This window comes from Schaalia sp. lx-100 (assembly GCF_021083625.1).
Taxonomy (GTDB): Bacteria; Actinomycetota; Actinomycetes; order Actinomycetales; family Actinomycetaceae; genus Pauljensenia.
The window spans coordinates 61,069-86,861 of sequence record NZ_JAJNRP010000008.1; the positions used below are offsets into that span (position 1 = coordinate 61,069).

The following is a 25,793-nucleotide window of genomic DNA, read 5'->3' on the forward strand; positions in this document are numbered from 1 at the left end:
AATTCCCACAAGGCGCATGAAAAGAGAATCATATTTTATGAAGTTTTTTGGTAAGAGCCTTCAGGACGTAAACGGCCTTCACGTAAAAGAGTGAGCTGCTCATTGAGTACTTCTTCAAGTTCTTCCATAGTGCGTCGTTCGCATAACATGTCCCAGTGCGTTCGCACAGGTTTATTTACTTTTTGATCTTCATCTTCTGTAGCATCGCCAAGAAGGTCGGCAACTAAACCACATCGACATTCCCATGTCGCGGGCGCAGTGGCTTCTGTTGATAAGGTCACGTCAAATTCATGACCATTAGCACACATGTAGCGAACAATGTATCGGTCTGCAAAGACGACACCTTCTTCGGATTCCATTGACTTAGCGCCAATTTGCATGCCACGAAGCGCGCGATCTGCCACAGTTCCTCCTGATATCGAACAGGTAATAAGCCAAAGTATTATAGCGCACTGAGAAGGTTTTTTGGATTTGAGCGAGAATGTCATTCATTTTTTCACGCAAATACCTAATAAGCCGATAATGAATATTATGTCAGTTTTGATCGAATGAATTCCACTCTCCTGAATAAATAGAAATAACTTCCACTCACCGCGCAGATAAAACACACAGGTTTCTACCTGCACTGTGCCCCTTTATAAAATTCATCTTTCCAGTCACGTCTTTCATCAAATATGCGCTATACAGGCTAGGCTTGCACACATGAGATTAGGTGTAGATTTTGGAACCTCGCGTACCACTGTAGCCTATGTTGATCGAGGAAATTACCCTGTTGTTTCTTTTGAAGATTCCAACGGTGACCTACACGAACACATACCTTCAGTTGTCACCCTCAAAGATAACACTCTTGTTTTTGGGCATGAAGCACAAGACCTCGCCGCACAAGGCTATCCCAGCCTCCGCTCTTTCAAACGCTTACTTGCTGACCCTCAGATAACGACTTCCACCACTGTACGTATTGCTCATCGTGACTTCTTCATTGTCGATATTGTGACCCGTTTTCTGCACCATGTTGCCACACAACTACGTGAATCCTCATCCATCACCTCATTATGCAATGACGACACACTTTTAGAAGCTGCGGTTGGTATTCCTGCACACGCTCATTCAGGACAACGTTTCATGACCATTGAGGCATTCCGTAATGCGGGATGGTCAGTTCTTTCAATGGTAAATGAGCCTTCTGCTGCAGGCTTCGAATACACACATCGCCATGCCGGAACCCTGAATTCCAAACGCACAACAATTATGGTCTACGACTTAGGCGGTGGCACATTTGATGCTTCAATTGTGAGCGCTCAGGGAACACAGCATGAGGTCATTGCTTCTCGTGGTCATAATATGCTCGGCGGTGATGACTTCGATATTCTCCTTGCACAAATGGCTTTACGCGCCGCTTCCCTGTCTAGTGTCGATTTAACTGATATGGAATGGGCACAACTGGTCACTCACTGCTGCGAAGTCAAAGAATCACTTCATGCAAATACACGTTTCATGACACTTGAGGTTTGCGGAAAAATTGTGACGATTCCTGTTACAGATTTTTATGAAGCAGCAACAGATCTTGTTGATGAAACTTTAGCGACACTGACTCCTCTGCTCCATAAGTCAGATGAGGCCCGTTTCATCCTTCCAGAAAATGTAGCAGGCGTATATGTTGTCGGTGGCGGTGCTGAACTCCCCCTCGTCTCGCGCATATTACGCACAGAATATGGTCGCCGTGTTCATCGTTCACCCCATGCTTCAGCTTCCACAGCGATTGGTCTTGCAATTGCTGCTGATGTTGAAGCAGGCTACACGGTACGTGATACTTTAGCTCGTGGTATGGGTGTTTTCCGTGAAGCTGATTATGGTGATGAAGTGGCTTTTGATTGCCTTCTTGAACCTGAATTACGCTTGAATTCACATAAAGAAATTACCGTCACTCGAACATACAGAGCGGCTCATAATATTGGATATTTCCGTTTTATTGAGTACACACGTGTCGATGAAACTGGTGTGCCTCGCGGAGAAATAGCTCCGCTAGCTGAGGTTTTTATGCCTTTCCATCGTAATTTACAAGTGGGAACAATCGACCTGTCATGCGTACCCATTGAGCGCACATCCGATGGTCCACTTGTACAAGAAAAATACCACGTTGATCTTCATGGCATTGTCAGTGTTGAAATCATTGATCTTGACACTGGATATACGGTGCGCACGAATCTGCTGCGCGATAAAAGTAACACGCATGCCTAAACAGTACTGCCCTCCCCTGCATGATTCAGGGCGAGGGCAGATTTACTAGATATCCTTACGATCAGGATACGGAACGTTTCATTCTGCGACGCTCAGCTAAGTCATCTACCACGGAAAGCTCAGCTTGTTCAACAGGCAAATCTGCAAGCGAGCCTTCAACTTCCCTGCATACGCGCCCGACAGCGATACCAAAAACTCCTTGTCCACCTTGTAAAAGATCGATGACTTCTTCAGTTGATGTACATTCGTAAACAGAAGCTCCATCGCTCATCAGCGTGATAGAGGAAAGATCTTCCACTCCCCTGTTATGCATTTGAGTGACGGCTGTACGAACCTGCTGAAGTGAAACACCTGCATCTAGCAGTTTCTTCACAATCTTCAGAACAAGGATGTCCTTAAAAGAATATAATCTTTGAGAACCAGAGCCACGAGCTGCACGCACCGATGGCTGTAATAATCCTGTACGTGCCCAATAATCAAGCTGACGGTAAGTAATTCCCGCAGCAGCACAAGCAACAGGGCCGCGGTATCCTAAATCGTCATCTTGGTCAACCAGCGTATCGCCAAAAAGTAAGCCTTGACGTGCGGCTGGCACATTCGGCACAGAACTTGTGTTCACTGGTGGTCCTTATGTGAAAATAACGGGTAAGTCACTGGTACTACGCTATGCATTATTGTGCCTGTGGTCAATAATTTACACGGCGCGCCTAAATCTCAAGTTTAACGTGAAGGTTTAGTCCCGTGCTCATTTAGCTGAGAAAGTGACACACGCAGCATTTCTTGGTACAAATCACCGAATAGTTCACCGAACTCCATTGAACGCGCAGCAGCCTTTTCCATATCAGAAGCACGGCGACGCGAACGTTGCGATGATACTGTCTGGTCAATAAGATCCGCACAACGCTCCGCACTATTACGCACAGTACGTAAAGTACGCGCATCCACACCATGCGACTCTAAAAGAACAACTAAACGCACTACTTGAACACAGCGTGACGGGAAATAGCCACTCAAATCCGGTGTAATTAGCCCCAAACGCGAGTAACGCTCAAGAGTTTCCACATCCGTTCCTGCAAGATCAGCTACGTCACGAGCCGGTATCAAAGGACGATTACCCGGCAAAACAACTCGACCTTCTGAAGCAACAACACGTGCAGTTGGAACCGGTTCCACTTCCTGCCCAGCATCCAGAGCACGTAATTCATCACCAATAACACGCAACGGAGCAAAAGAATCACGCTGACGCATCAAAATGAAACGCAAACGCTCTACATCTGCCCGCGAATACTTCCGATAACCTGACCCTGTACGCTGAGGAGCCACAAGGCCTTGATCCTCTAAATAACGAATCTTCGACAAAGTAACCGCAGGAAACTCGCCGGTCAAAATCTCTACAACCTGACCGATAGTTAATACTGCCTCATGCGAAACTCCACGTGGCCACGGTGAGAGAGAAAGAGAATCGCCTTCCTCATACAGAGGTTGTGAAACTGCGTTACTCATAAGACATGCGAAGGATGGTAGGTTAAACGATACTTACCAATCTGCACCTCATCACCTGCAGAAAGAACCACCTGCTCCACGCGCTCACGATTCACGTAAGTGCCATTCAAAGAACCCGAATCACGCACAATATGCACACCTTCATGAGCAATAAATTGACAATGATGACGCGATACTGTCACATCATCTAAAAATATATCTGATTTAGGTGAGCGACCAGCCTGAGTTACTTCAGGAGTGAGCAAAAAACGCGCGCCCGTATTTGGGCCACGCTGGACTATTAATAAAGCAGAACCTGCAGGTAAAGCAGCAACAGCCTCACGATCAACAGCCGATAACGCAGGAATATCCACCTGTGAATCATCCACGAGTGGGATCTTAAAAACAGACGTAGCCGTAGGATCGAATTCCTGTTGCTCCATGGCATACCTCCTGCGTATAACTGTCTATCTGCTCAGCTATTCTAAAACTAATTCCATTGTTGCGCCTACAGGCAAGTTACGTCCACTGCTGCCATTTCTTATGAGATACGCGCCCATTGCGGAGTAAAAACCTGAGCTATGCTATCGATCACAATATCAGTTGTTGTTATAACATCGACTGACGCGTTTTTTGCACGCATTTGTGCCGCAGCACCCGCTTGGATTTCCAAGGCCGTAGCAATCGTTCGCGCAGGACCTACCACTTTCCATTGATACGGCGAAGATATACGCTTGCCGTCAAGTAAAATACCTGACTCATCTGAGGTAAAAGATGAGCGCACATTCAAACGAATACCATTCAGATCTATCGCCTCTGCCCCAGCATTACGTAGCTCACCTAAAAGCATGACAAATTGAGCAGGTGTTAATGACCCTATTGGATCCGCAACCGTCATTTGCACTCCCTCACCGTGAACCGGCAAAAGCCCTGCAATAATATCCGCCAACTGTTTTGTCTGACGAGCAGCCTCTTGTGCAGCCTCATGTTCAGATTCTGCACTTTTAATTTCATCCAATTGCTTCTGAAGCTCGTAACTTTCCTGACGGAGATCCCGCTCGCGCGCATCAAGTTCACTCAACAAAACCACAAGATCTTCTTGATCTAAAGATTCCAAAGGTTCATGTTGCTGCGCCCGCACCTGCGTAACTAAAGCAAAGCCGAGAAGCAAGCAAATCAGCAAAAGTAACAGGTGCATAGCACGCGGAACACCAAGAAAAGCCTCTTTTATTCGATGCGCATATGAAAACTTATACTCCAGACGCGAAGCTGCTTCAGAGCCATCATCTACAGGTTTTTTTACGCCTAATATCGGAAAACGTGCCTCATCCGCCATAAGTTATGCCTTTAATAGCAGCCGACGAATCGAAGCGGTATTAGAGAAAATACGAATCCCTAAAACCACCACAACAGCTGTTGTCATTGCAGACCCCACACCCAGTTGGGTCCCAAGGGAAACAAGCAAACAAGCAACAACAACATTCCAGAAAAAGGAGGTAACAAAAACACGATCTTGAAATTTTCCTTCAAGCCATGCGCGTGCTGCTCCAAAAAGCGCATCAAGACCTGCAACTACCGCGACCGGAAGGAAAGGTTGAAGCCATACAGGAACAGTCGGATCAAGAAAATAGCCGACGATGATTCCAAGAACAAGACCAAGAACCGCAATCATAGTGTTATTGCCCTTCTTTTGTTACTACAGGTTCAGCATAACGAATATTGCGCAGATCCAAAGCACTCATTGTGATATGAGGAGCTGCCGCCGCTCGCACAGAGATCCCGAGCAGTGACTCTGCACTTGAAAGGTAATCACCTGTATAGCCGCGCACCAAAGCCGTCGATAAGGTATTCGCATCACCAATTGCACTCACTTCATACGGTGACTGAATCGCTGTCACATTCACAAGTATTGTGCTGCCTGCTGTCCGTATAAAGGTTCCGGGGGCTACGCGATTCCCATTAATACTGATACTGTCAGCTCCTGCAGCCCATAAAGCATTCACGACCATACGAAGATCTTGATCCCGAACGCGCCCCTGCGAAGATTTATCAGTTGCCAGTCCTTGCGAAGCATCGGTAAGAATGACAGTGAGGCCCGGACCAGCTACCGGCGCGCTGGCAGTGGTCACACGTAGCGAGGAATCAATAGAAGTTGTCTGCCATGTACTCTCACTTAAGCTACGCAAAGAAGTGTGAGTATCTGTGACTTCTTCTTCAAGCTGAATGACTGTCTGTTGTTTATCATGAGCACGCTGAATAAGTTCGTCACGGATATTGTGAGAATTTGCCGCATGCAAAGCACGAACAATTGCGACAGAAGAAATCCCTATTCCTACGGCACATACGGCAACAAGAAAACGATATATCCACCGCATACGACGTGAAGGGTTTACCAGCGGCCATGATTCATACCCCGAATCTAAGGGATTATTCAATAGCTGAGTAAGCAGTGACATAGAGGCCGCAGGATCATATGAATAAGGAGGTCTATCCTGCCCATCCGGTGGGAGACTTGGATTTTCAGTCATTCTTTTTCCCATATTCATATTCACAGTGAACGCCTACAGGCAAAAGACGTAAAATCTGCATCTTGTATACGTTCAGCACGACGCAAATGATCGTTTTCTTCCACAAGTAACCGTTGTAAGGCTTGAGGAATGTGAGGGTTTTCCTCTAACCATGCGTGTACATCCTCTGATGAACATATACGACGGTCATGCGGAAAAGCTCCTGCCACAAAACGAATTCCTATGCCGATACTTGAGCGATTCCATAAAGAAACTACTTCATCAAAAAAGGCGTGAGGATCAATTCCTTTATTCTGTGTTGACATGCGTAATCCCGCTAATGTGGCAGATAAATCATCATTCGACAAAGTTCCTGACAATACTTCTTGCCATCGTGCGCTTCGCAGTTGGGCATCAGGTAAAGCACTGAGTGCTTGACGATGACGAGTCACTGTTTCGCCAGACATGTCTTCTGCCAGCCACGCATTAAGTTGATCGCAGGTAACTGCACCGTGTGCAGCCAGTACTGTACGCGCCTGCCATATGGTTGCGCGTGTGACTTGTTTGCCTCGCCAGAAGCCTTGTGACAATTCACGTAGGCCATTACCACCTTCAGTGGAATGAGGTAAAGATTCCAGGTCACAGGTGAGTACATATCGCGCTGCGGCGCAGTATAAACGGAGCCATTCGCGCTCTGCCCCACTTCCTGCACGTATGCGACCAGAGTCGTATAAATCCTCAATACGTTGCATACAGGTGAGGGCTTGGCTTCGACGTTCCTCGTATGGCAGATAGAAGTCAAATACTGTCACGCAGGTATCAATGAGGCGACGAACAACAGGTTCTTCACTTTCATCAGGAGCATGTTGCAATACTGATTTCATGTATTCCGCAGGTGATATAAGAGCTTCCCTGACCATATTCCACACGGTAGACCACATCACTGCACGCGTAATAGGCGTAGGACAGCTACTGACATATTTCAAAGCAATTGCCGCAGAATTTTCATCAAAAAACGAAACTGCGTATGTCAAGTCCTCATCATTGATGACAATAAGCTGCACGTCCTCAATCGCCCCCGAGTATGCAAGGACACCATCTGTGTCAATAGCTGTGCGCTGCGTATCTGTACGCACATCAAAACGGTGTGTGCGAACCAAAATGTCATCTCGTATAGCCCAAGTTGAAATGATAAGACGATGAGGACGTATAACAGTGGACGGCAGCGGATAAGCGTCAGCATATTCTTCAGCCAGATCATCGGCATTATTCATATGGATAAGGTCAAATGTAAGGATACGCCCATCCTCATCAGTTTCCATATGCGTACGCAAAAATGTGGGGCCCGTCGTATCAAGCCACGTGTGGGCCCATTGTGATAAATCTTGTCCACATGCTTTAGAAAGACACTCCAGAAGATCCGACATCTGGGCTGAACCAAAAGCGAATTTCGTAAAATACGCCCGTGCCGCAGCATAGAAAGCCTCATCGCCGACCCATGCCACCAATTGTTTAAGAACAGAGGCACCTTTGGCGTATGTGATGCCATCGAAGTTATTTTTTGCTGCTGTCACGTCAGGAATATCAGCAAGAATAGGATGAGTTGTTGGTAACTGATCCTGCTGATAAGCCCATGCTTTACGGGCAATCGCAAAAGAAGCCCACTCCCCTGCGTACTGTGTCGCCGTTGCAGTAGCGAGGGTTCCTTGGTGGTCAGCAAATGATTCTTTCAGCCATAAATCATTCCACCAGCGCGGGGTGACAAGATCCCCGAACCACATGTGGCTCATTTCGTGAAGGATAGTATTTGCACGTCTTTGACGTTGCGCCCATGTGAGCGTATCGCGTGAAAGAAAGCTTTCCGTGAAAGTAACGCACCCAGGGTTTTCCATAGCGCCCAAGTTGTACTCTGGAACAAAAACCTGATCGTATGACCCCCACGGATATGTTAATCCGTAACGCTCATGGAAAAAATCAAGGCCAGAACGAGTAACCTCGAAAATATCATCACTATCCGCATAGGGCGCTAAAGCTGTACGACACATAAGACGTAAAGGAATAGTCACATATTTCCCATCCGCATCCTGACCACTTGCTCCTCCTGACCACGTGCCTCCATCAATTACTGCGTACTCTCCCGCAACAAGAGCTGTGATGTAGGCTGGAAGCGGTTCTGTTACGGTGAAATCATGTTCGATAGTTGCTGATTCTTGGAACTTTCCTAAGAAAGTCGCGTTCGGAGCTGCTTTATCCACGCCATTTGAAGTCACCACCCAGTGGGCAGGTGCTTTGACCGTAAAATGCCACGGAGCTTTCATATCCGGCTGGTCAAAACACGGCCACGCCCTATGCGCGTCTTGCGGTTCGAACTGAGTGTATAAGTAGATACGTTCGTCTTCAGGGTCTTTATAGCGGTGAAGGCCTTCCCCTGTACGAGAGAAAAAAGCATGTCCTCTCACTGTAATGTCACAATTTTCATGTGGAGGAATACCGCATACAGTGATCCGGTCATCTGCGTATGTAAAAGGATGCGGTTGCCCATTAAGGCAAACAGTGTCAACTATGCCTGTGAAATCTATGACTACCGTTGGTTCTGTGGCTTGCACGGTTAAAGTTGACGATACAGGATACGTATTTTCCTGCATGAGGCCCGCTGAGCTTAAATCAACAAAAACATCCATGTATTTCAGATCAAGTATCTGACTACGATGCTGTGCCTCACGGTACGTCAAAGGTCTCATATTTCCGAATGCTATCGTCCTTATGCGGCACGTCGTCGGATGACCCTCCGTTAAGCCACAATCCGAGCCTAAGATAGGGCGTATGACTATGACCGTTCGTGATATTCGTCCAGATGTTCGTCCTCTTTCTTTTTCCGAGGCAGTATCTCGTATAGAAGATGCCACTTTGGTCATACATGGTCATCAAGGGTGGAATACGCCTGTCAGTGGAGTCACCGTTAATTCATCCGATATTGAACATGGATGGATTTTCGTTGCTGTTGCAGGTCTTGTTCAACATGGAGCATCTTTTTTCCCTCAGGCTGTTGCTGGCGGAGCAGTTGCTGTTGTCACTGATTCTGCGGGAGCACAAATTATCAAAGAAATATCAACAAATATTCCTGTAGTAGTCGTTCAAGATCCACGTTTTGCTGCCGCCACTATCGCCTCAGTAATACATCATGATCCAGCAACACGTATTCGCACACTCGCTGTCACCGGAACAAATGGTAAAACAACGACCACGTATTTAATGCGTTCAGCTTTACGTGGCACTTATCCAGATGCGGCACTGTGTGGAACTGTGCAAACCCATGTAGGGGACGTTGAGTTTCTTTCTCAAAAAACCACTGCAGAATCACCTGTCGTCTACAGATTTTTAGATCTTGCTGCGCAAAAGAATCTCGGTGCTGCAATTGTGGAAACATCTTCACATGCACTCAGCCTGGGACGTGTGCATGACATTATTTTCGACGTCGCTGTATTTACGAATCTTCAGCACGATCACCTTGATTATTACGGTGATATGGAGAATTATTTCGAGGCGAAAAAAGAACTTTTCACCCCACAACATGCCCGTTTTGGAGTGATATGTGTCGATGATGTATGGGGTCAACGTTTGGCTCGTGAAACCTCAATTCCCCACGTCACCTATGCCGCTATGACTGATACGCCTGCTGATTGGTGCGCGCGCGAGATACATTGCGACAGAGATACCCACAGCACTATTTTTACCCTTCAGTCCCCACAGGGTGATTCCTACAGTCTTTCGCTTCCAATATTAGGTAGCGTGAATGTGCAAAATGCTGTTGCAGCCTTCATATCGGCGCTCACTTTAGGGTTAGATATTGATGAGGTTATTGCATCCCTTGCACATGCAGATCAGATTCCTGGTCGTATGGAAATAGTTAATCCTACTCGCACCGATCAGCCGCTTGTTATTGTTGATTTTGCTCATACACCTGAAGGGCTTGAGTGGACACTACGAACAGCACGTGATCTTACTACAGGTCGTGTGAGCGTTGTTTTTGGAACTGATGGTGAGCGTGACCCATCAAAGCGAGAGGATTTAGGCGCTGTTGCCGCACGTGAAGCTGATGTTTTGTGGGTAACTGACGAAAATCCTCGTTATGAGGATCCTCAGTCTATTCGTAATTTTTTGTTACGTGGAATTGATCGCGTACGGCCTGATCGTGTGGATGTTACGGAAGTGAGTACTTGTCGTCGTGATGCTGTGCGACGCGCGATTTTACAGTCGCATGTAGATGACATTGTTATGATTACAGGCAAAGGACCTGAGTGGTATCAAGAAATCGAAGGAATTAAACACGCATACAGTGATACGTCCACTGCACGTGAGATCCTTCAGCAAGCACCATCATTTGACTGATTTTTCACCCGAGTGGGTGGTTTGTTGTGACATTTGATGACAAGTGCAGGCGCTTTTCCTTCTTTGCTTTACTTTTTCTTTCGCGCTCACACGTGATTTTGAAGATTGTATTGCTTCACCTGTAAAAGTCTTACTTTTGTCACAGATTCATAGCATGGGAAAGACTCTCAAATACATCAACACACATACATCACCTTTCATCACAATAAAGCAACCTGTTGTATGTTAATAAGATCCACACATGTCAGCGAAAGGGAAAATTGTGCCTATACCCTCATCTTTTCATGCTGCCTTATCCTCCGCAGAGCGCAAATATCCGTCGATTGAACTATCAGATGGTCACTGGCTCATTGCTGGCACACATGAACTTTTATATCTAGCCACAGACGCAATAATTGACCGATGCGCATGGCATGAAATCCAATCCGCACAGTGGACTGCATCTTCACGCTCTTTATCAATTCTGTGGACTGATCCTCAACGCGAACCTTTTCACGCAATCACCCGCAATGATAATGTCACTGAATTTATGACAATGATGCGTGAACGTATCGAATACACCATCATCATGATGCGTCACGTCATATCTGAAAATGGCACACGTATTGTGGCTCAAATACGTCGCGCGCCTACTGGTGAACTTTTCTCAGTACTCTCAGCCTTTGGCACTCTAAATGATGAAGGTCAAAAGCTCGCTCGTCGTCTTGAATATGAAGTCCGAGAAAGTGTTGGCCTCGAATAAGGAAACACTCACTGATCGCGCTCAGTGAAAGAACGTTTTTTCTCCTCTAAACGCATAAGCACAGTAAAAGCTTCATTATATTGAGGATCTTGAGGTGACAAGCGCTGTACCAAAGTGCGTGCATCAGCCGTGCGACGTGTGAAATCCATACGAACCATTGCCGCCACCGCACCACGACAATAAGCTCGCACGTAGTCTTCACGATCAATAGGAAGAGGAGTAACAACAAGCTCAGAAACAACTTCCGCTATCCCTGGCCCCATTTCACGACAGATCGCATCGATAAAACCTTTCGTTGCATTCATTACGCTGTCGTGCCCTTTGCCGTGTAGAGCTTCTTGTTCACGCAAAATCTGTAAAAACGCATCTAAGCCACCGATTGCACGAATAGCATCATGAACTGCGCGAAATTGCGGAACCTGAAAAGAATCTCCCTCAAGATACTCAAAACCTGAGCCAACCACATCCATCGGATGTTGTAATAAGGAAGCTAAGGCTAAACGCTCTACCTGAACAGCACGATCAAAAGTCCCGATCATATACGAATGTGCAACAGGTTCTGCTGCTACCAAGGATTGAGAATTACGAGTATTTTGATAGGCCTGAGGGCGTACCCGTTTTTCACGTGCATTTCCGCGTCCCGCACGTTGAACTTCACGTCCAACTTCATTTATTCCTATTCCCAGCCAACCAGCAACAGTACGAATATATTCGCCACGTAAAGCATAATCTTTAATATCTGCAAGGATAGGGGCTGATAAACGCAAGGCCTGTACTCTGCCTTCTGCAGTACTCAAGTCCATTTGCGACAAAGCTGAACGAATCACGAATTCAAAAAGGGGCGTATGAGATTCGATCAGTGCTATCAGCGCTTCATTTCCGCGTGCCATACGTAAATCGCATGGATCCATTCCAGAATGTTCAACAGCAACAAAAGTCTGAGCAGCAAAGTTTTGGTCCTCATGGAAAGCACGCATCGCGGCTTTCTGACCTGCAGCATCACCATCAAAAGTAAAAATAACTTTCCCACCGTGAGCGCGCCCATCAGATAAGACAACCCCTGCTGCAGGATCAGCAACATCCCCTAAAAGCCGCCTCACTATTTTGACGTGCTCAGAACCAAAAGCTGTACCACACGTAGCAACCGCACACTGTTCACCTGCAACGTGAGCAGCCATCACATCCGTGTACCCTTCAACGATGACTATGCGGCGTTTGTGAATAATAGATTTTTTCGCTAAATCAAGGCCGTACAATACTTGCGATTTCTTATAAATAGGTGTCTCAGGGGTGTTGAGATACTTTGGTGATTCTTTGTCAGAATCATCCAAACGACGAGCACCAAAACCTACAGTGGCACCTGTAATGTCACGAATCGGCCACACCAAACGATCCCGAAAACGATCATATAACCCACGTTTACCTGAAGTAGCCAAACCCGCGATCTGTAGTTCTTGGTCAGTAAAACCACGAGAGCGCAAATAGCGTGTGAGATGATCCCAACCAGCAGGAGCATATCCCACACCAAAATGTCGACACATTGCCTCTGTAAAACCACGTTGAGTTAAAAATTCACGGCCAACGTGGGCTTGAGCAGTAGCGAGTTGTTGTTGATAAAATTCTTGTGCTATTTGATGTGCGTCAAGAAGTCGCTGTCTGCGTCCGGGTTCTTCTTGCCGAGTCGCTCGACCGCCTTCTTCATAATGCAATGTAATTGATGTTTTTGACGCAAGAAATTCAACGGCTTCAACAAAAGTGATATGTGAAATCTTTTCAATGAAATAGAAAACATCGCCGCCTTCGCCACAACCAAAACAATGCCAACGTCCCAGTTGTGGTCGCACATGAAAACTCGGTGTTCGCTCATCATGGAACGGGCAAAGCCCTTTCAAAGAATCAACACCGGCTGGACGCAAAGTCACATGTTCACTCACGATATCTTCGATCCGTGAGGCTTCACGCACTGCGTCAATATCCTCCCTACGGATCAAGCCTGCCATAGGAATGATTTTAGCGATCTTTACCTATAGATGCCCCCTCACGGACAGCATTCAACCATCTTTCCTTAAGATGAGATGAGCAATTAAAGTGATTTAACGTCATTGTGATTCGTGAAATATTTATTTGCCAATAGTGCTACACGTATATAAAAGCAAATTCATACACGCAAGCACGAGCAAGACACACACACATACAGTCGAGTGGACCTTGAGAAATAAAAGTCCCCTCACAAACACGCCCGTCTCTGGCTCCCCTGCCAGCGGAATGCACCAAAGATCCCGGCAAGCTCTACAACTGTGAGGAAAGTAAACCACACAGACGAGCATGCCACGCATAAGCTGACACATCTGTTAAAGAAGCCACCTGATCGATAACTACCCTAAATCGCGCGTCCTCATCCTCAGCTTCACGCCATGCGTCAACAAATACCGGTTCTAAATGCTCAGGACCTGACTGCCACACAGCATCAACAAGGTCAGCAAGTAACGTACGCTGCTGATAGTACACAGGTTCAGTTTCACGAGGCTCCATCACATAATGTGCAGCCAATCCTTTCAACACAAGGATTTCTGCCCGCGTACCCTCAGGAACAATAAGATCTGCACTGTAACGTCCAAAAGAACCCGATCCAAAACGCTTACGTGTCGCCTTCACCGTTGCCACACAAAAACGTCCAATCAATTCAGATGTCAGATCCTTCAAAGCAGCAAGATCTGACCAGCCTCCGTTAAAAGAGGTCAGCCAGCACCGCAAAGAAATGATACGTTCCAAAGCCTGTGCCAGATCATTTTCCCCGCAACGTGGCTTGTACCATTTCATCGTTGTCTCCAGCACGTCACAAATATGACGCTCATCTGCAAGAAGTCCCAGATTAATTTTTCCCGTGGCAATACCATCTTCTACATCGTGAACTGAGTAAGCAATGTCATCGGATAAATCCATTATTTGCGCTTCAATACAGCGACGTCCCACAGGAGCTTCTTGACGCAACCAGTCAAATACCACCTGCTCATCAGAATATACCGAGTATTTCTTCATCGAATAAGCACGATCAGGACCTTGTGCGCGCTTCCACGGATATTTGCAAACAGCATCCAATGTTGAACGTGTCAGATTCAGGCCTGCGACACCTCCACTACGATCACGTACTTTTGGTTCTAAACGTGTCAGTATCCGCAGAGTCTGCGCATTACCTTCATACCCACCGACATGTTGACTTAATTCATCCAGTATTTTTTCACCATTATGTCCAAAAGGCGGATGTCCTAGATCATGTGATAGACACGCTGCATCCACCACATCAGGATCAGCCCCCAACATTTTGGCAAGCTCGCGCCCAACCTGTGCGACTTCTAATGAATGAGTCAGACGAGTACGAATAAAATCATTGCTCATCGGGCCAAGAACCTGCGTTTTTTCACCTAAACGACGCAGTGCCGCAGAGTGCAAAATCCTTGCGCGGTCACGCTCAAAATCTGTCCGAAAACTCGTTTTACCTGCTTCTGGTACGCAACGTTCTTTGTCACGGTCACTGTAGGAAAAAAGATTCACGTGACCAGCCTAACGGCTCATCAACCCCTATGTGAAAGAGGAACATGCCACGATGTATATTGTGACTCCTGAAGTTCCTGCTTCCTCTGTTCGGACAATGCGGATACATCGCAAACATACTGGCCCTACCCCTTGGTGGCATGACGCGGTTATTTGCGCTTTTCCCGCTCGTATGAATGAGGATTGCCTCAATGCTGTAGGCGCATATGCGCAGCCACTCAGTGAGTTAGGTTTTCATGCGATCTCATTTACGCCAGCAAAACCCGACATCGTGTGGGATACAGATTCCAGCCTTGCTGGGTGTGTGAGTGCCTTTCATCAGCATAACCTCAAAGCCTTGTTGGTACTTCCTGGAGCTTCTTTGCCTACGATTGATCGCACTTTTAATATCACCGAAGGAATTACCACTTTATTAACGCGTGTGCGTGCTGCTTTGACACTTGGAATCGATGGTATTGATTTAGGAATGTTAGATATGCCTGCTGATGTACGCGGCGATATTTCTGATGCTGATGCTGATGCTGATATTTTACGTTCTCGTTTTTCTGATCTTGTGCAAATACTTTTAGCTGAAATAGGCGGTGATGATAATTCACCGGTTTTAACAGCGGCTTCACCTATAAATAATCCTGATATCCTGCGACGTCAATTAGAAGATGACTGGTTCCACCATTTACGTGATACCGCACTAGAGAACATTCCTTGGGACAGCTCAGTTTTACATGAGGTTCTGTCAAAATCTTTCGATGTGCATGATTCTGTCGGTCAAGTCAATGCATGGTCGTATTCGGCTTTATCGCATAGGCCCCACTATCCCACTGAGACACCCAAAGCATGGGAATACGATGCCTCATCTGAGAGGCGTTCAGCCATGATTTTTTTCAGCTTATCTTTACCAGGTGCAGTGTATATTCCCTGGAACGATGTGGAAAGTATTTTTTCATATACGACACATGCAGCAAAAACAGTTCCACACACTGCCTCTGATGATCCTTCTTTCCTTTCTCGTATACGTGAGGCACTTAAAATCCGTTCCCGTTATTCCTTAGGCACAGCATCTTTCGCTTTGGTATCGGGATTGCCGTGGGCACATTCTGGAGTCTCAGTCCATGTGGTCTCTGATGTCATGGTGGTGTTAAATACTTCAAATGAAACTGTACATGTGCCTGATTGCCATGAGTTTTTAATTTCTTCAGTAGGCACAGCTTCCTTATCTGAAAATTCTGTTGCTGTTGCCCCAAATGCATGCGCTTGGTTCAAAGTAGCACGAGTAAAACCTGTCCCCTCACCTTTCTGAGGTTTCTTTCCTGGGGTTGTCAGGGTTTGCGAGGGCACGGCATCTATTACACAGATTTTTCAAGTAAATCCAAAACATGTCGTACCTGCGTGGCATTCATCTGCCCAGGTGCTGAAGCATGTTCCGCCGTTGCAAAAGTTGCTGAGCTACCAGCCGTGATACCGCATATACGTGTCAGGGCCCCCGCAGGTCCCATACCTATGCCGATAATGGGGCGCGAAAAAGTGTCATGGGCCCATATTTGTGTTTCTAAAATCGTGAGAAGATCATGTGAATCTCGCGCATAGCAAGCAAATTTCACAATATCCGCACCAGATTGCACCTGACGAGTCACAATGTCACGTAAATACGAGGAAGATGGTGTAGCCGTGAAATTATGAAAAGAAGCAATGACAGTAGCCCCTAATTGGTGAGCTTCGTGAATAAGTTCTGCTGAACCCTCACGTTGTATCTCGATATCAACAGCGTCATATCGGGAAGCAAGGTTTCGTATAATCTCATGATATTGCGCATGCGAAGCTTGACCTTCGCCTCCCTCGTACTGGGTGCGATAAGTTGCTAGAATTGGACTATCCACCTCACTTATCAAAGTATCATATGCTGTTTGCGTATTTTCCTTGAAAAAATCAAAGCGCCATTCATACATGTCATGAGGATATTTTGAGGCGCGGCGTATCTGGCAGGCCAGTTCATCACATGTCTGCGCGGTCAAGGGAATAATAATGCGTGTACGTGAACCAAAAGTGATAGTCCCTCGTGCAGATTGTCCGTCACGTCCCACTGTGATGATGTTATCCACCATCAGCACCGTCCTCAGCTAAATGTAGTTGCTCTTTTTGTGCAGGAGTTAAGTACGGTGAGTCTAGCCACCCATCCGGCAAATGCGGGGTTTTTTCTCCCCCCGCGCGTCCTCGTGGCCCTTGCGCGGCTTTAGGAAAAGGCTGATCTAAGTCTAAAGCATGTAAACGTTCATGAAGTTCCCCCAATGAGGACACTTTATTTAAGGCTCCACGGATTGGCCCACCTATTGCAAAGCCTCGTAAATACCATCCCACATGTTTACGCATTTCACGCAAAGCACGGAACTCATCATTTTCTTTTTCAACAACCCACTGTGCATGTTTTTCAATGATTGTAGCTACTTGTCGTAACGTTGGTCCTTGTAATTCCGGCAAACCATGCAGTGCCCGTACAAGATCACGGAAAATCCAAGGGCGCCCTTGGCACCCACGCCCAACAACAACAGCGTCACAACCAGTATCATTCATCATGGCAAGAGCATCAGCACCAGAAAAAACATCACCATTGCCAAGTACTGGGATTTTAAGTCTGTCTTTCAGACGGGCAATATGTTCCCATCGTGCTTTACCTGAATAGTGTTGCGTTTGCGTTCGAGCATGTAAAGCAACAGCAGCTACTCCCGCTTTTTCCGCGATGCGAGCAGCATCCATGTAGGTATGGTGTTCCTCATCAATACCAATACGCATTTTAATTGTGACCGGCACAGTGACATCACGGTGCACACTCGCTGATTCTGTTGCACGCACAACGCTGGTCACAAGATCAGTGAATAAATCTTTTTTCCAGGGCAGTGCCGCTCCCCCGCCTTTACGGGTAACTTTAGGGACAGGGCAACCAAAATTCAGATCAATATGATCTGCAAGATCTTGGTCAACTAAAAGCCGCGCAGCCTGTGCCATTACTGTTGGATTCACGCCGTAAAGTTGTACAGAACGAACACGCTCAGCAGGATCAGGGCGCAACATGTCAAAAGTACGTGCAGATCCTTCAACAAAAGCTCGTGACGTGACCATTTCCATCACATATAGACCCGAGGGAGCATCTATACGAGGTGTCGGCACATGATTTTCAAACCAACGATCAGGTAATCCGCTTTCTCCGTATTCGCGGCAAAGACGACGAAAAGGCGCGTCAGTAACCCCAGCCATTGGCGCAAGAACGACAGGTGACCAGACGCGCAGTGGCCCAACCTCGAATGCTGGGGTTGGGCCGCTGACATGTACTGGATTTTCAGGCACTCAGCAAGCTCCGAGTCGTTCGATCAGCCAGGTTTTTACTTCAGCAAGTGCTACGCGTTCTTGAGTCATTGTGTCACGGTCACGAATAGTGACAGCTCCATCATTTACTGAGTCAAAGTCGTAGGTGATGCAGTAAGGGGTACCAATTTCATCTTGACGACGATAACGACGCCCAACCGCTCCCGCGTCATCGTATTCAATATTCCACAATGTACGTAGTTCAGCGGCGAGTTCACGAGCAGGACCGGTGAGTTCGTCTTTACGTGAGAGTGGGAATACGGCTGCTTTCACAGGTGACAAACGTGGATCAAGGCGCAGCACCGTACGAGTATCAACACCACCCTTTGTGTTCGGAGCTTGATCCTCATGATATGCCTCAATAAGGAATGCCATTAGCGAACGAGTAAGGCCAGCAGAAGGTTCGATAACATAAGGTGTCCACCGTTCGCCGGTAGGCTGGTCATAGTAATCAAGCTTTGCACCTGAAGCTTCGGAGTGAACGCCTAAATCGTAATCTGTACGGTTAGCGATTCCTTCAAGCTCACCCCATTCACTGCCTTGGAAACCGAATTTGTATTCGATATCAACGGTTCGCTTGGAGTAGTGGGAAAGTTTTTCTTGTGGATGCTCGTAAAAACGAAGATTTTCTTCAGCGATTCCTAAACCAACGTACCATGCTTTTCGATAGTCAATCCAGTATTGATGCCATTCTTCATCGGTTCCCGGTGCACAGAAAAATTCCAGTTCCATTTGTTCAAATTCACGTGTCCGGAAAATGAAGTTGCCAGGGGTGATTTCATTACGGAATGATTTGCCAATTTGTCCGATACCAAAAGGTGGTTTCTTACGTGCGGCGGTCATGACATTCGCGTAGTTAATGAAGATGCCTTGAGCAGTTTCTGGACGCAAGTAATGCAAACCAGCTTCATCATCTACGGGACCCAGGTATGTCTTCAGTAAACCTGAGAATGCGCGAGGCTCTGTCCAAGCACCAGGCTGTCCAGTAACAGGGTCTGGAACATCTGAAAGCTCAACAGTGTCAGGATCTAGTCCTTTACGCGCAGCGTAGTTTTCGATGAGTTCATCAGCGCGGTAGCGCTTGTGTGTGTGGAGCGATTCAACAAGTGGATCGGTGAAGGCTTTCACATGTCCGGAGGCTACCCATGTTTCGCGAGGCAAAATAACTGATGAATCCAGCCCTACAACGTCTTCACGTGAACGGACCATGTACTGCCACCATTGTTTTTTAATATTTTCTTTCAGCTCTACGCCGAGCGGCCCGTAATCCCATGCAGATCGGGTTCCGCCGTAAATTTCCCCACAGGGAAAAACGAAACCACGACGTTTAGCCAAGCTGATGACTGATTCGAGGCGGGAAGGTCCTTTTGCCACTATGCACTCCTTATAATGCGGGGTGTCGCATCTGGCTGGTGCGACACACGTCAAGATGAGTTTACCTTTCATAGCATGTACTCACACTTCTGAAAACTGTGAAGCCTATGGCAAAGTCCATGCGCATACGTATATCGACATTTTTACTGGCGCACACATTGCAATTGCATACGAATACCTGCACGGGTTCATATTCTGGGGAACTGCAATGGAATAATTTGAAGATGAGCCCCTATTATCCGAGTCAATAGGCCATGTTTTCTTTGCGAATTATGAAGAAAAACACGGAAAAAACGCCTTCCGCTCTTTTGACAATGATTCTCATTTAACTTATAAATGAGGATATGCGTCGTTCATTTTCACAAACTTCACTCATCCTCTCTGGTATTACATGCGCTGCTTTCCTTCTATCCGCATGTTCAACTGCTCCATCTACCACCACCGAGCAAAGCAGTTCATCACTTAACAAACTTCATGTGATGACCTCCTTTTATCCTCTGCAATATCTCACTGAAAAAATCGGTGGCGACCACATTATCGTTTCTTCATTAACACCAGAGGGTGCAGAACCTCATGATTTAGAGATCACACCCTCAAAAGCCAATGAATTAGCTTCATCGGAAGCCATTGTGTATCTGAAAGGTTTTCAACCTGCTGTAGATGAAGCCATTGAAATGCAGGCGCCAAAAACAGTGATTGATGTGTCCTCAGCAGTTCAGCTTCTCTCATCTCAAACTGAAGAAGCCGATCACGATGCCGACCATGACCATGACGCCGATCATGAATCCGGGCACGATCACGAAACTGAACACGCAGATCATCACCATCATCACGATATGGATTTTGATCCTCATTTCTGGCTTGACCCCACACGTATGGCACAAGCTGCCACAGCTATCGGACAAGCACTCGCATCAGCAGACCCTGAACATGCACAAACCTACACTTCAAATGCCGCTTCCTTAAAAAAGAACCTTGAGGATCTTTCTACTTCACTCGTGCAAGGCACAGCTCAATGTGAACATACAACCTTCGTCACTGCTCACACAGCATTTGGCTACCTCGCTGAACGTACAAAACTCACACAGGTTGGAATATCTGGACTTGATCCCGATGCTTCTCCCTCACCTGCACGGCTTAAAGAAATCGCTGAACTCGTGAAAGAACAAGGCATCACCACAATTTTCACTGAAGCACTAATCGACCCGAAAGTAGCGGAAACTCTAGCTCAAGACCTTGGAATCACAACAGCAGTACTTGACCCTATCGAATCACAAAGCAGTCCAGACAAAGATTACGCAGCAGTGATGAAAGACAATATTGCTGCTTTAAGGACGGCATTAAGTTGCAAGTAACAGCAGCTTCACATACTCCGGCGGGTGTTTCCACAAGCGAAACACCCGCCCTTGCCGTACACAATCTCCACGCAGCGTGGGATTCACACCTCATCATCAACAATATAAGTTTTGACTTACCACAAGGCCAAGTCCTCGCAATCACTGGTCCTAACGGATCAGGAAAATCAACCCTCATACGATCTTTACTGGCAAACACACCTCTTGTAACCGGAGACATCCTATTCTTTGGACATGCAACCCACAGCAAAACTTTCCCGTGGAAACGTATCGGCTATGTCCCACAACGTTCTTCCGCACACGGAGCAATTTCATCAACCTGCTTGGAAGTAGTGGCCTCCGGTTTACTTTCACGAACAAAATGGTGGCTTACACGTAAAGACATGACACGCGCTCGTGAAGCACTCACACATGTGGGCCTCACTGAGTATGCTCATTTACCTTTCGCTCATCTATCCGGCGGGCAAAAACAGCGTGTACTTATCGCACGCGCGCTAGTACGAAAACCTGACCTCCTCATCATGGATGAACCAATGGCAGGTATCGACCAAGAATCACGAAACCAACTTGCCCACGTTGTCGCCTCAGAAAAAGCAAAAGGGCATAGTGTTTTAGTGGTACTACATGAGCTGGGAGAACTCGGTCCCCACCTTGACCGTGAAATTCATATAACCACAGGACGTATCTCCTACGATGGGCCTCCTCACCTCAGTGAACTTCCAGATCCTGCACACCGCGACTGCGGGTACTACGTTGAAAGAGACGCGCATCCCCATGCTCACTGAACTTCTTGATATGTTGTCCTCACCGCTTATGCAACGTTCACTGCTTGCTGCATTACTTATCGGCATGTGCGCACCTGTAGTCGGCACTTACCTTGTCCATCGCCGACTTGCAATGCTCGGTGACGGTATCAGCCACTTATCGCTGACCGGTGTCGCATTAGGCTGGCTTGCAGCGGCAACAGCTCATGTAGCTTCCCCTGATAGATGGGCAATACCTGGCGCCCTCATTATTTCCATTATCGGAGCCGTAGCCATTGAACTTATTCGTTATTCAGGTCACGCCTCTGCTGATGTTGCCCTTGCCATGATTTTTTATGGAGGTATTGCTGGCGGCGTGCTTCTTATCGGTATTGCTGGCGGCACAAGCGCACAATTAAATTCATATCTTTTCGGCTCAATTTCCACGGTTTCATGGAACGATATTTTTTCTGTTTCGCTCCTTGCAGGAATTGTGCTTTTAATTGGAATTGGTATTACCCCCGCACTTTATTCAGTCACAAATGATGAAGAATTCGCACGTTCAACGGGCCTACCTGTCCGATTTTTATCAATGATTTTGGCAATACTTTCTGCTCTTACAGTTGCTATTGCTATGCGCATAGTAGGATCTTTACTTGTTTCGGCTCTTATGGTCATTCCAGTAGCCATTGCTCAACTGTGGGCAGCTTCATTTCGTTCAACAATGACATGGGCAATGATTATTGGAACATGTCTGACGGTAGGAGGACTTACCTTTACCTACTTTGTCGATTTATCTCCTGGCGCAACTATTGTTGTCGCAGCAATTGTGCTTTATGCAGTGGGCTTTATTATTCATGGGATTGTTACTTCTTTCCGTCGTCAACATTTAACATCACTGACACGAAGCCGTGAAGCATCAACACATGAGTAACCTCTTATAAGATTTCATTTGGAATACTCGTTATTTTTCTGTTGTGAAAGAAAAATAATCTGATAAGAAATGACTACACTTACCATGCTATTTCTTTGAGGATTGATTATCCAAAAAAGTTTTTATTTACGATAAAATGCTCGTGAGAATACACGTAAACGAAATATACTCCTATACAAATACAATCAAGCAGAGGGACATATGTTTTTCCTTCTCAACTGTGAGGACACCTTATGCAACGCATGACGAAACAACGCCAAGCAGTCCTCGATGAACTCGAACGCGTACGAGAATTTCGTAGTGCACAGCAAATTTTTGAGCAGCTCAATTCTCAAGGTTATCGTGTAGGCCTTGCAACCGTTTACCGTAATTTACAGGCCCTCGCTGAGGATGATTATGTTGATGTTCTGCGTTCATCTGATGGGGAAGCTCTTTACCGCCGCTGCGCAACCTCAGAACACCATCATCACTTAGTTTGCCGAAAATGCGGATATGCAGAAGAAATATCCCAAAGCACCATTGAAACATGGGTAGCAAAAATAGCTGCATCGCATGGATTCAGTGAAGTTGAACATTCAATGGATCTCTTTGGGATATGCGCAAATTGCAGCCCTCGATAACATTGACAGGTAACGGAGGCACATGATGTTTTCATGGATTTCATCCGGATTCCCTCTTTTTATTTTCCTTTTTTTCGTTGTTTTTTTCCGCGCCCAATTGACGTATTGGCTTGGACGGGCGGCTGCCCACGGTTTCATCTCCGCCGAAAAACGTACTGGTTTCTTAGGTGCAATCGCTCGTTGGTTCAATGGACCTACTCCACGTAAAGGCGCTCACATACTCGACAAATGGGGACTTGTCGTTATTCCTTTATGTTTTCTTACGGTAGGTGTACAAACGGCTGTTAATGCCGGAGCTGGACTCGTTCGTTTACGTTGGCGCACATACACATTAGCTATGATTCCCGGTTGCATAGCATGGGCAATCCTTTATTCGCTGGGATTGCTGACCCTGTGGACTTCCACTCTTCAAGCAATCGCTGGTTCACCTTGGGGATGGGCAGGTATCACCATAGTGCTTCTAGTTTTTGGAGGCCTCATTTGGCACACACGCCTGCGTAGAAATAAGGAATCAGTCTGTCCAATCACACCTAGCGACAGTGAAAGTGCTGAGCTTTCTCGCTCACACCAAAACGAGGACATCTGACCTTGCGCAAAAGAAAATACAACTTAACGCAGCTCGTTAATACTCTTTCTTTCGGCTAGTTTCGCATACGTGAAACACTGGGAGAACACATGAAAAATTTCCACCAAGCAATTAGTTACCTGAGTGTTACCTGATCGACTGCTGCACCAAAACGTCGATCACGGCCCGCATATTCAAGGACGCAATCCCATAATTCTTCACGATCAAAAGCCGGCCACGGAGTTGGTACGAACATTAATTCCGCATAAGCTAACTGCCAGAGCAAATAATTTGATACTCGCTGCTCGCCGGAACTACGAATCATTAAATCCACATCAGGAATATCTGGCAAGTACAAATGACGCGCAAAAGTACGCTCATTAACCCCCTCTGGACGAAGCCTACCTTCTGCTACACCCTGCGCGATACGACGAGCCGTATCAGCGATCTCTGCCCGTCCTCCATAATTCACACACATAACTAGATCAAGGGTTGTATTCTGCTGTGTTTCTCTTTCAGCTTTCTGTAGTGCCTTCACCACAGATTTCCACAAACGCGGATGGCGACCCGACCAGCGAACCCGTACTCCCCACTCATTTAATTGCGGAGTACGTCGCTCCAATACATCGCTTGCATAGCTCATGATAAAACGAATCTCTGCCGGGGATCGTTTCCAGTTCTCGGTGGAAAATGTGTAAACCGACAGATAACGCACTCCTATGTCAATGGCCCCTGCAATCGTATCCATCAAGGCGTATTCGCCAGCTTTATGCCCTTCTGTGCGCACAAGACCTCGCTCGTTTGCCCAACGTCCATTACCATCCATCACTATAGCAATATGCTGTGGGATTTCGCTACTCGGCAAGACAGGAGGATTTTTAGACCATTGCCCAGGCCCGCATAAAAAGGCATACGGATCTTTCGGAGCACGTTCATAAGGTGTAAGTTTCATCTTTTCTCCCATACGCGCAGAGACTAAAACAGAGCATATTCTCTTTTTACTGCTGATCCCTACATGTATTCTTTACAACAGTAAATCTTTTCTTTCACCTATTCATTATATTTTTAGGATTTCATGGAGTCATACGGCTGCTTTCCAAGAATTTCAATGATTGCAGGCGACGTTCCACATGCCATTGCATATAAGCAGACACCAGAGCAGAAGCTTCCGTATAGGCATATTTTTTAGCTTTTTTCACGGATTCCCAGTCACCTGACAGTAAATCCCCTAAAAGAAGCATGGCATCTACTGATGGTGCTAAAGCCCCTACGGGACGACAATCATCACATACAGCTCCGCCCTCAGGAATCGAAAAAGACTTATGAGGACCTACAGCGCCACACATTGCGCAGTCAAAGCATGATGGCGCCCATCCTGCAATCGCTAAAGCACGTAACATATAGGATGTCACAATTAATCTGGGATGGTGACGGCGGTAAGCTAAAGAATGAAGCGCTCCTAAAAGTAATAAATACTGACTATGAGTGCGTTCTTCACCGTCACTTGTGAGGCGCTCAGCAGTTTCAACAAGTACATGAGCTGAAGCATACAGTTCATAATCAGCTGCTAAAAGTTCACCGTAGGAAGCAATTGTTTCTACTTGAATGACCGTATCAAGTGTACGGCCTTTGTGGAGTTGCACATCAACAACGCTGAAGGGTTCTAATCGAGCACCAAAGCGACTAGAGGTTCGCCGTATCCCTTTAGCCACAGCTCGAATCTGGGCGTTATCACGAGTAAGTAACGTGATGATCCGATCTGCCTCACCTAATTTATGAGTGCGTAGCACAATAGCTTCATCACGGTAAGTCCTCATCACTTTCTTATTGTCCCATTTTGTTGGCAATGGTTCTGTATAAGTGCCCTCCCCTTTTTACCCCAGAGTCGTTTTTACGCCTCTTTTATTCTTGAAATAAGGAATACTTTCACTCAAAATG

25 protein-coding genes are annotated in these 25,793 nt (G+C 46.5%); 10 read left to right on the forward strand and 15 right to left on the reverse strand.

What is annotated here, in order from left to right:
- Positions 1 to 35 precede the first annotated feature (35 nt).
- Positions 36 to 404, reverse strand: coding sequence for an RNA polymerase-binding protein RbpA (locus tag LRP54_RS06975; RefSeq protein WP_231205064.1), 369 nt, complete (start codon positions 402 to 404; stop codon positions 36 to 38).
- A gap of 298 nt (positions 405 to 702) precedes the next feature.
- Here LRP54_RS06975 and LRP54_RS06980 point away from each other — a divergent pair, with 298 nt between their 5' ends.
- Entirely contained in the window at positions 703 to 2,238 is a 1,536-nt protein-coding gene (locus tag LRP54_RS06980) for an Hsp70 family protein (RefSeq protein ID WP_231235500.1), read from the forward strand.
- 61 nt (positions 2,239 to 2,299) lie between these two features.
- On the opposite strand, the gene LRP54_RS06985 is transcribed toward LRP54_RS06980, so the two are convergent.
- The 7 genes from LRP54_RS06985 to pepN all read right to left on the reverse strand — a co-directional run bounded on the left by LRP54_RS06985 (position 2,300) and on the right by pepN (position 8,968).
- Positions 2,300 to 2,857 (reverse strand): MerR family transcriptional regulator, encoded by a 558-nt coding sequence (locus tag LRP54_RS06985; RefSeq protein ID WP_331274735.1) that lies wholly within the window; start codon positions 2,855 to 2,857, stop codon positions 2,300 to 2,302.
- A gap of 101 nt (positions 2,858 to 2,958) precedes the next feature.
- The gene (gene ftsR, locus LRP54_RS06990; RefSeq protein WP_231235501.1) at positions 2,959 to 3,741 is read right to left on the reverse strand and encodes a transcriptional regulator FtsR; all 783 of its coding nucleotides are present in this window, start codon (positions 3,739 to 3,741) and stop codon (positions 2,959 to 2,961) included.
- Positions 3,738 to 4,163 (reverse strand): FHA domain-containing protein, encoded by a 426-nt coding sequence (locus LRP54_RS06995; RefSeq protein WP_231205070.1) that lies wholly within the window; start codon positions 4,161 to 4,163, stop codon positions 3,738 to 3,740. The genes ftsR and LRP54_RS06995 overlap by 4 nt, the downstream gene beginning before the upstream one ends.
- A gap of 98 nt (positions 4,164 to 4,261) precedes the next feature.
- Positions 4,262 to 5,056, reverse strand: a complete 795-nt coding sequence (locus LRP54_RS07000) for a DUF881 domain-containing protein (RefSeq protein ID WP_231235502.1) — start codon at positions 5,054 to 5,056, stop codon at positions 4,262 to 4,264.
- A gap of 3 nt (positions 5,057 to 5,059) precedes the next feature.
- Positions 5,060 to 5,392 (reverse strand): small basic family protein, encoded by a 333-nt coding sequence (locus tag LRP54_RS07005; RefSeq protein WP_231205074.1) that lies wholly within the window; start codon positions 5,390 to 5,392, stop codon positions 5,060 to 5,062.
- A 4-nt stretch (positions 5,393 to 5,396) separates the two neighbouring features.
- Entirely contained in the window at positions 5,397 to 6,248 is an 852-nt protein-coding gene (locus LRP54_RS07010) for a DUF881 domain-containing protein (protein ID WP_231235503.1), read from the reverse strand.
- Positions 6,249 to 6,268: 20 nt separating this feature from the next.
- Positions 6,269 to 8,968 carry an aminopeptidase N gene (gene pepN, locus LRP54_RS07015; RefSeq protein WP_231235504.1) on the reverse strand — a complete coding sequence of 900 codons (2,700 nt, stop codon included), beginning with the start codon at positions 8,966 to 8,968 and terminating at the stop codon, positions 6,269 to 6,271.
- Positions 8,969 to 9,050: 82 nt separating this feature from the next.
- On the opposite strand from pepN, the gene LRP54_RS07020 reads away from it, so the two are divergent.
- Both LRP54_RS07020 and LRP54_RS07025 read left to right on the forward strand, forming a co-directional pair.
- Positions 9,051 to 10,616, forward strand: coding sequence for a UDP-N-acetylmuramoyl-L-alanyl-D-glutamate--2,6-diaminopimelate ligase (locus tag LRP54_RS07020; RefSeq protein ID WP_231235505.1), 1,566 nt, complete (start codon positions 9,051 to 9,053; stop codon positions 10,614 to 10,616).
- A gap of 241 nt (positions 10,617 to 10,857) precedes the next feature.
- Positions 10,858 to 11,358: a hypothetical protein gene (locus LRP54_RS07025; protein ID WP_231235506.1), complete on the forward strand. Its 501-nt coding sequence runs from the start codon at positions 10,858 to 10,860 to the stop codon at positions 11,356 to 11,358.
- Between the two features lie 8 nt (positions 11,359 to 11,366).
- Here LRP54_RS07025 and dnaG read toward each other — a convergent pair whose 3' ends face one another.
- Together dnaG and LRP54_RS07035 are read right to left on the reverse strand one after the other, a co-directional pair.
- A complete protein-coding gene (dnaG, locus tag LRP54_RS07030; RefSeq protein ID WP_231235507.1) occupies positions 11,367 to 13,358 on the reverse strand; it encodes a DNA primase in 1,992 nt (663 codons plus the stop codon).
- 289 nt (positions 13,359 to 13,647) lie between these two features.
- Positions 13,648 to 14,910 carry a deoxyguanosinetriphosphate triphosphohydrolase gene (locus LRP54_RS07035; RefSeq protein WP_231235508.1) on the reverse strand — a complete coding sequence of 421 codons (1,263 nt, stop codon included), beginning with the start codon at positions 14,908 to 14,910 and terminating at the stop codon, positions 13,648 to 13,650.
- A 52-nt stretch (positions 14,911 to 14,962) separates the two neighbouring features.
- Here LRP54_RS07035 and LRP54_RS07040 point away from each other — a divergent pair, with 52 nt between their 5' ends.
- Positions 14,963 to 16,207, forward strand: coding sequence for a hypothetical protein (locus LRP54_RS07040; protein WP_231235509.1), 1,245 nt, complete (start codon positions 14,963 to 14,965; stop codon positions 16,205 to 16,207).
- A 46-nt stretch (positions 16,208 to 16,253) separates the two neighbouring features.
- On the opposite strand, the gene aroD is transcribed toward LRP54_RS07040, so the two are convergent.
- The 3 genes from aroD to LRP54_RS07055 are packed head-to-tail and all read right to left on the reverse strand — an operon-like array spanning position 16,254 to position 19,638.
- Positions 16,254 to 17,009: a type I 3-dehydroquinate dehydratase gene (gene aroD, locus LRP54_RS07045; RefSeq protein WP_231235510.1), complete on the reverse strand. Its 756-nt coding sequence runs from the start codon at positions 17,007 to 17,009 to the stop codon at positions 16,254 to 16,256.
- On the reverse strand, positions 16,999 to 18,246 hold the full coding sequence (dusB, locus tag LRP54_RS07050; protein WP_331274809.1) for a tRNA dihydrouridine synthase DusB: 1,248 nt from the start codon (positions 18,244 to 18,246) through the stop codon (positions 16,999 to 17,001). The genes aroD and dusB overlap by 11 nt, the downstream gene beginning before the upstream one ends.
- Positions 18,247 to 19,638 carry a glycine--tRNA ligase gene (locus tag LRP54_RS07055; protein ID WP_231205092.1) on the reverse strand — a complete coding sequence of 464 codons (1,392 nt, stop codon included), beginning with the start codon at positions 19,636 to 19,638 and terminating at the stop codon, positions 18,247 to 18,249.
- 55 nt (positions 19,639 to 19,693) lie between these two features.
- Here LRP54_RS07055 and LRP54_RS07060 point away from each other — a divergent pair, with 55 nt between their 5' ends.
- The 6 genes from LRP54_RS07060 (at position 19,694) to LRP54_RS07085 (ending at position 23,876) form a co-directional block, all read left to right on the forward strand.
- On the forward strand, positions 19,694 to 19,855 hold the full coding sequence (locus LRP54_RS07060) for a hypothetical protein (protein ID WP_231235511.1): 162 nt from the start codon (positions 19,694 to 19,696) through the stop codon (positions 19,853 to 19,855).
- Between the two features lie 127 nt (positions 19,856 to 19,982).
- Positions 19,983 to 20,993, forward strand: coding sequence for a metal ABC transporter substrate-binding protein (locus LRP54_RS07065; RefSeq protein ID WP_231235512.1), 1,011 nt, complete (start codon positions 19,983 to 19,985; stop codon positions 20,991 to 20,993).
- Positions 20,984 to 21,778 (forward strand): metal ABC transporter ATP-binding protein, encoded by a 795-nt coding sequence (locus LRP54_RS07070; RefSeq protein ID WP_231235513.1) that lies wholly within the window; start codon positions 20,984 to 20,986, stop codon positions 21,776 to 21,778. Before LRP54_RS07065 ends, LRP54_RS07070 begins: the two co-directional genes overlap by 10 nt.
- Positions 21,768 to 22,670, forward strand: coding sequence for a metal ABC transporter permease (locus LRP54_RS07075; protein WP_231205101.1), 903 nt, complete (start codon positions 21,768 to 21,770; stop codon positions 22,668 to 22,670). The genes LRP54_RS07070 and LRP54_RS07075 overlap by 11 nt, the downstream gene beginning before the upstream one ends.
- Positions 22,671 to 22,903: 233 nt before the next feature.
- A complete protein-coding gene (locus LRP54_RS07080; RefSeq protein WP_231205103.1) occupies positions 22,904 to 23,290 on the forward strand; it encodes a Fur family transcriptional regulator in 387 nt (128 codons plus the stop codon).
- Positions 23,291 to 23,312: 22 nt separating this feature from the next.
- The gene (locus LRP54_RS07085; protein ID WP_231235514.1) at positions 23,313 to 23,876 is read left to right on the forward strand and encodes a DedA family protein; all 564 of its coding nucleotides are present in this window, start codon (positions 23,313 to 23,315) and stop codon (positions 23,874 to 23,876) included.
- 115 nt (positions 23,877 to 23,991) lie between these two features.
- On the opposite strand, the gene LRP54_RS07090 is transcribed toward LRP54_RS07085, so the two are convergent.
- Both LRP54_RS07090 and recO read right to left on the reverse strand, forming a co-directional pair.
- Positions 23,992 to 24,807 carry an isoprenyl transferase gene (locus tag LRP54_RS07090; RefSeq protein ID WP_231235515.1) on the reverse strand — a complete coding sequence of 272 codons (816 nt, stop codon included), beginning with the start codon at positions 24,805 to 24,807 and terminating at the stop codon, positions 23,992 to 23,994.
- 121 nt (positions 24,808 to 24,928) lie between these two features.
- Positions 24,929 to 25,672, reverse strand: coding sequence for a DNA repair protein RecO (recO, locus tag LRP54_RS07095; protein ID WP_231235580.1), 744 nt, complete (start codon positions 25,670 to 25,672; stop codon positions 24,929 to 24,931).
- Positions 25,673 to 25,793 lie beyond the last annotated feature (121 nt).

Coding starts and splice junctions, on each gene's coding strand:
- LRP54_RS07020 (WP_231235505.1), top strand. CDS start 9,051: ATGACTATGACCGTTCGTGATATTCGTCCAGATGTTCGTCCTCTTTCT.
- LRP54_RS07060 (WP_231235511.1), top strand. CDS start 19,694: ATGAGTTTACCTTTCATAGCATGTACTCACACTTCTGAAAACTGTGAA.
- LRP54_RS07005 (WP_231205074.1), bottom strand. CDS start 5,392: ATGATTGCGGTTCTTGGTCTTGTTCTTGGAATCATCGTCGGCTATTTT.
- LRP54_RS07065 (WP_231235512.1), top strand. CDS start 19,983: ATGCGTCGTTCATTTTCACAAACTTCACTCATCCTCTCTGGTATTACA.
- LRP54_RS07000 (WP_231235502.1), bottom strand. CDS start 5,056: ATGGCGGATGAGGCACGTTTTCCGATATTAGGCGTAAAAAAACCTGTA.
- aroD (WP_231235510.1), bottom strand. CDS start 17,009: ATGGTGGATAACATCATCACAGTGGGACGTGACGGACAATCTGCACGA.
- LRP54_RS07040 (WP_231235509.1), top strand. CDS start 14,963: ATGTATATTGTGACTCCTGAAGTTCCTGCTTCCTCTGTTCGGACAATG.
- LRP54_RS06995 (WP_231205070.1), bottom strand. CDS start 4,163: ATGGAGCAACAGGAATTCGATCCTACGGCTACGTCTGTTTTTAAGATC.
- recO (WP_231235580.1), bottom strand. CDS start 25,672: ATGAGGACTTACCGTGATGAAGCTATTGTGCTACGCACTCATAAATTA.
- ftsR (WP_231235501.1), bottom strand. CDS start 3,741: ATGAGTAACGCAGTTTCACAACCTCTGTATGAGGAAGGCGATTCTCTT.
- LRP54_RS06980 (WP_231235500.1), top strand. CDS start 703: ATGAGATTAGGTGTAGATTTTGGAACCTCGCGTACCACTGTAGCCTAT.
- LRP54_RS07085 (WP_231235514.1), top strand. CDS start 23,313: ATGATGTTTTCATGGATTTCATCCGGATTCCCTCTTTTTATTTTCCTT.
- dnaG (WP_231235507.1), bottom strand. CDS start 13,358: ATGGCAGGCTTGATCCGTAGGGAGGATATTGACGCAGTGCGTGAAGCC.
- LRP54_RS07010 (WP_231235503.1), bottom strand. CDS start 6,248: ATGACTGAAAATCCAAGTCTCCCACCGGATGGGCAGGATAGACCTCCT.
- LRP54_RS07075 (WP_231205101.1), top strand. CDS start 21,768: ATGCTCACTGAACTTCTTGATATGTTGTCCTCACCGCTTATGCAACGT.
- LRP54_RS07080 (WP_231205103.1), top strand. CDS start 22,904: ATGCAACGCATGACGAAACAACGCCAAGCAGTCCTCGATGAACTCGAA.
- LRP54_RS07025 (WP_231235506.1), top strand. CDS start 10,858: ATGTCAGCGAAAGGGAAAATTGTGCCTATACCCTCATCTTTTCATGCT.
- pepN (WP_231235504.1), bottom strand. CDS start 8,968: ATGAGACCTTTGACGTACCGTGAGGCACAGCATCGTAGTCAGATACTT.
- LRP54_RS07090 (WP_231235515.1), bottom strand. CDS start 24,807: ATGAAACTTACACCTTATGAACGTGCTCCGAAAGATCCGTATGCCTTT.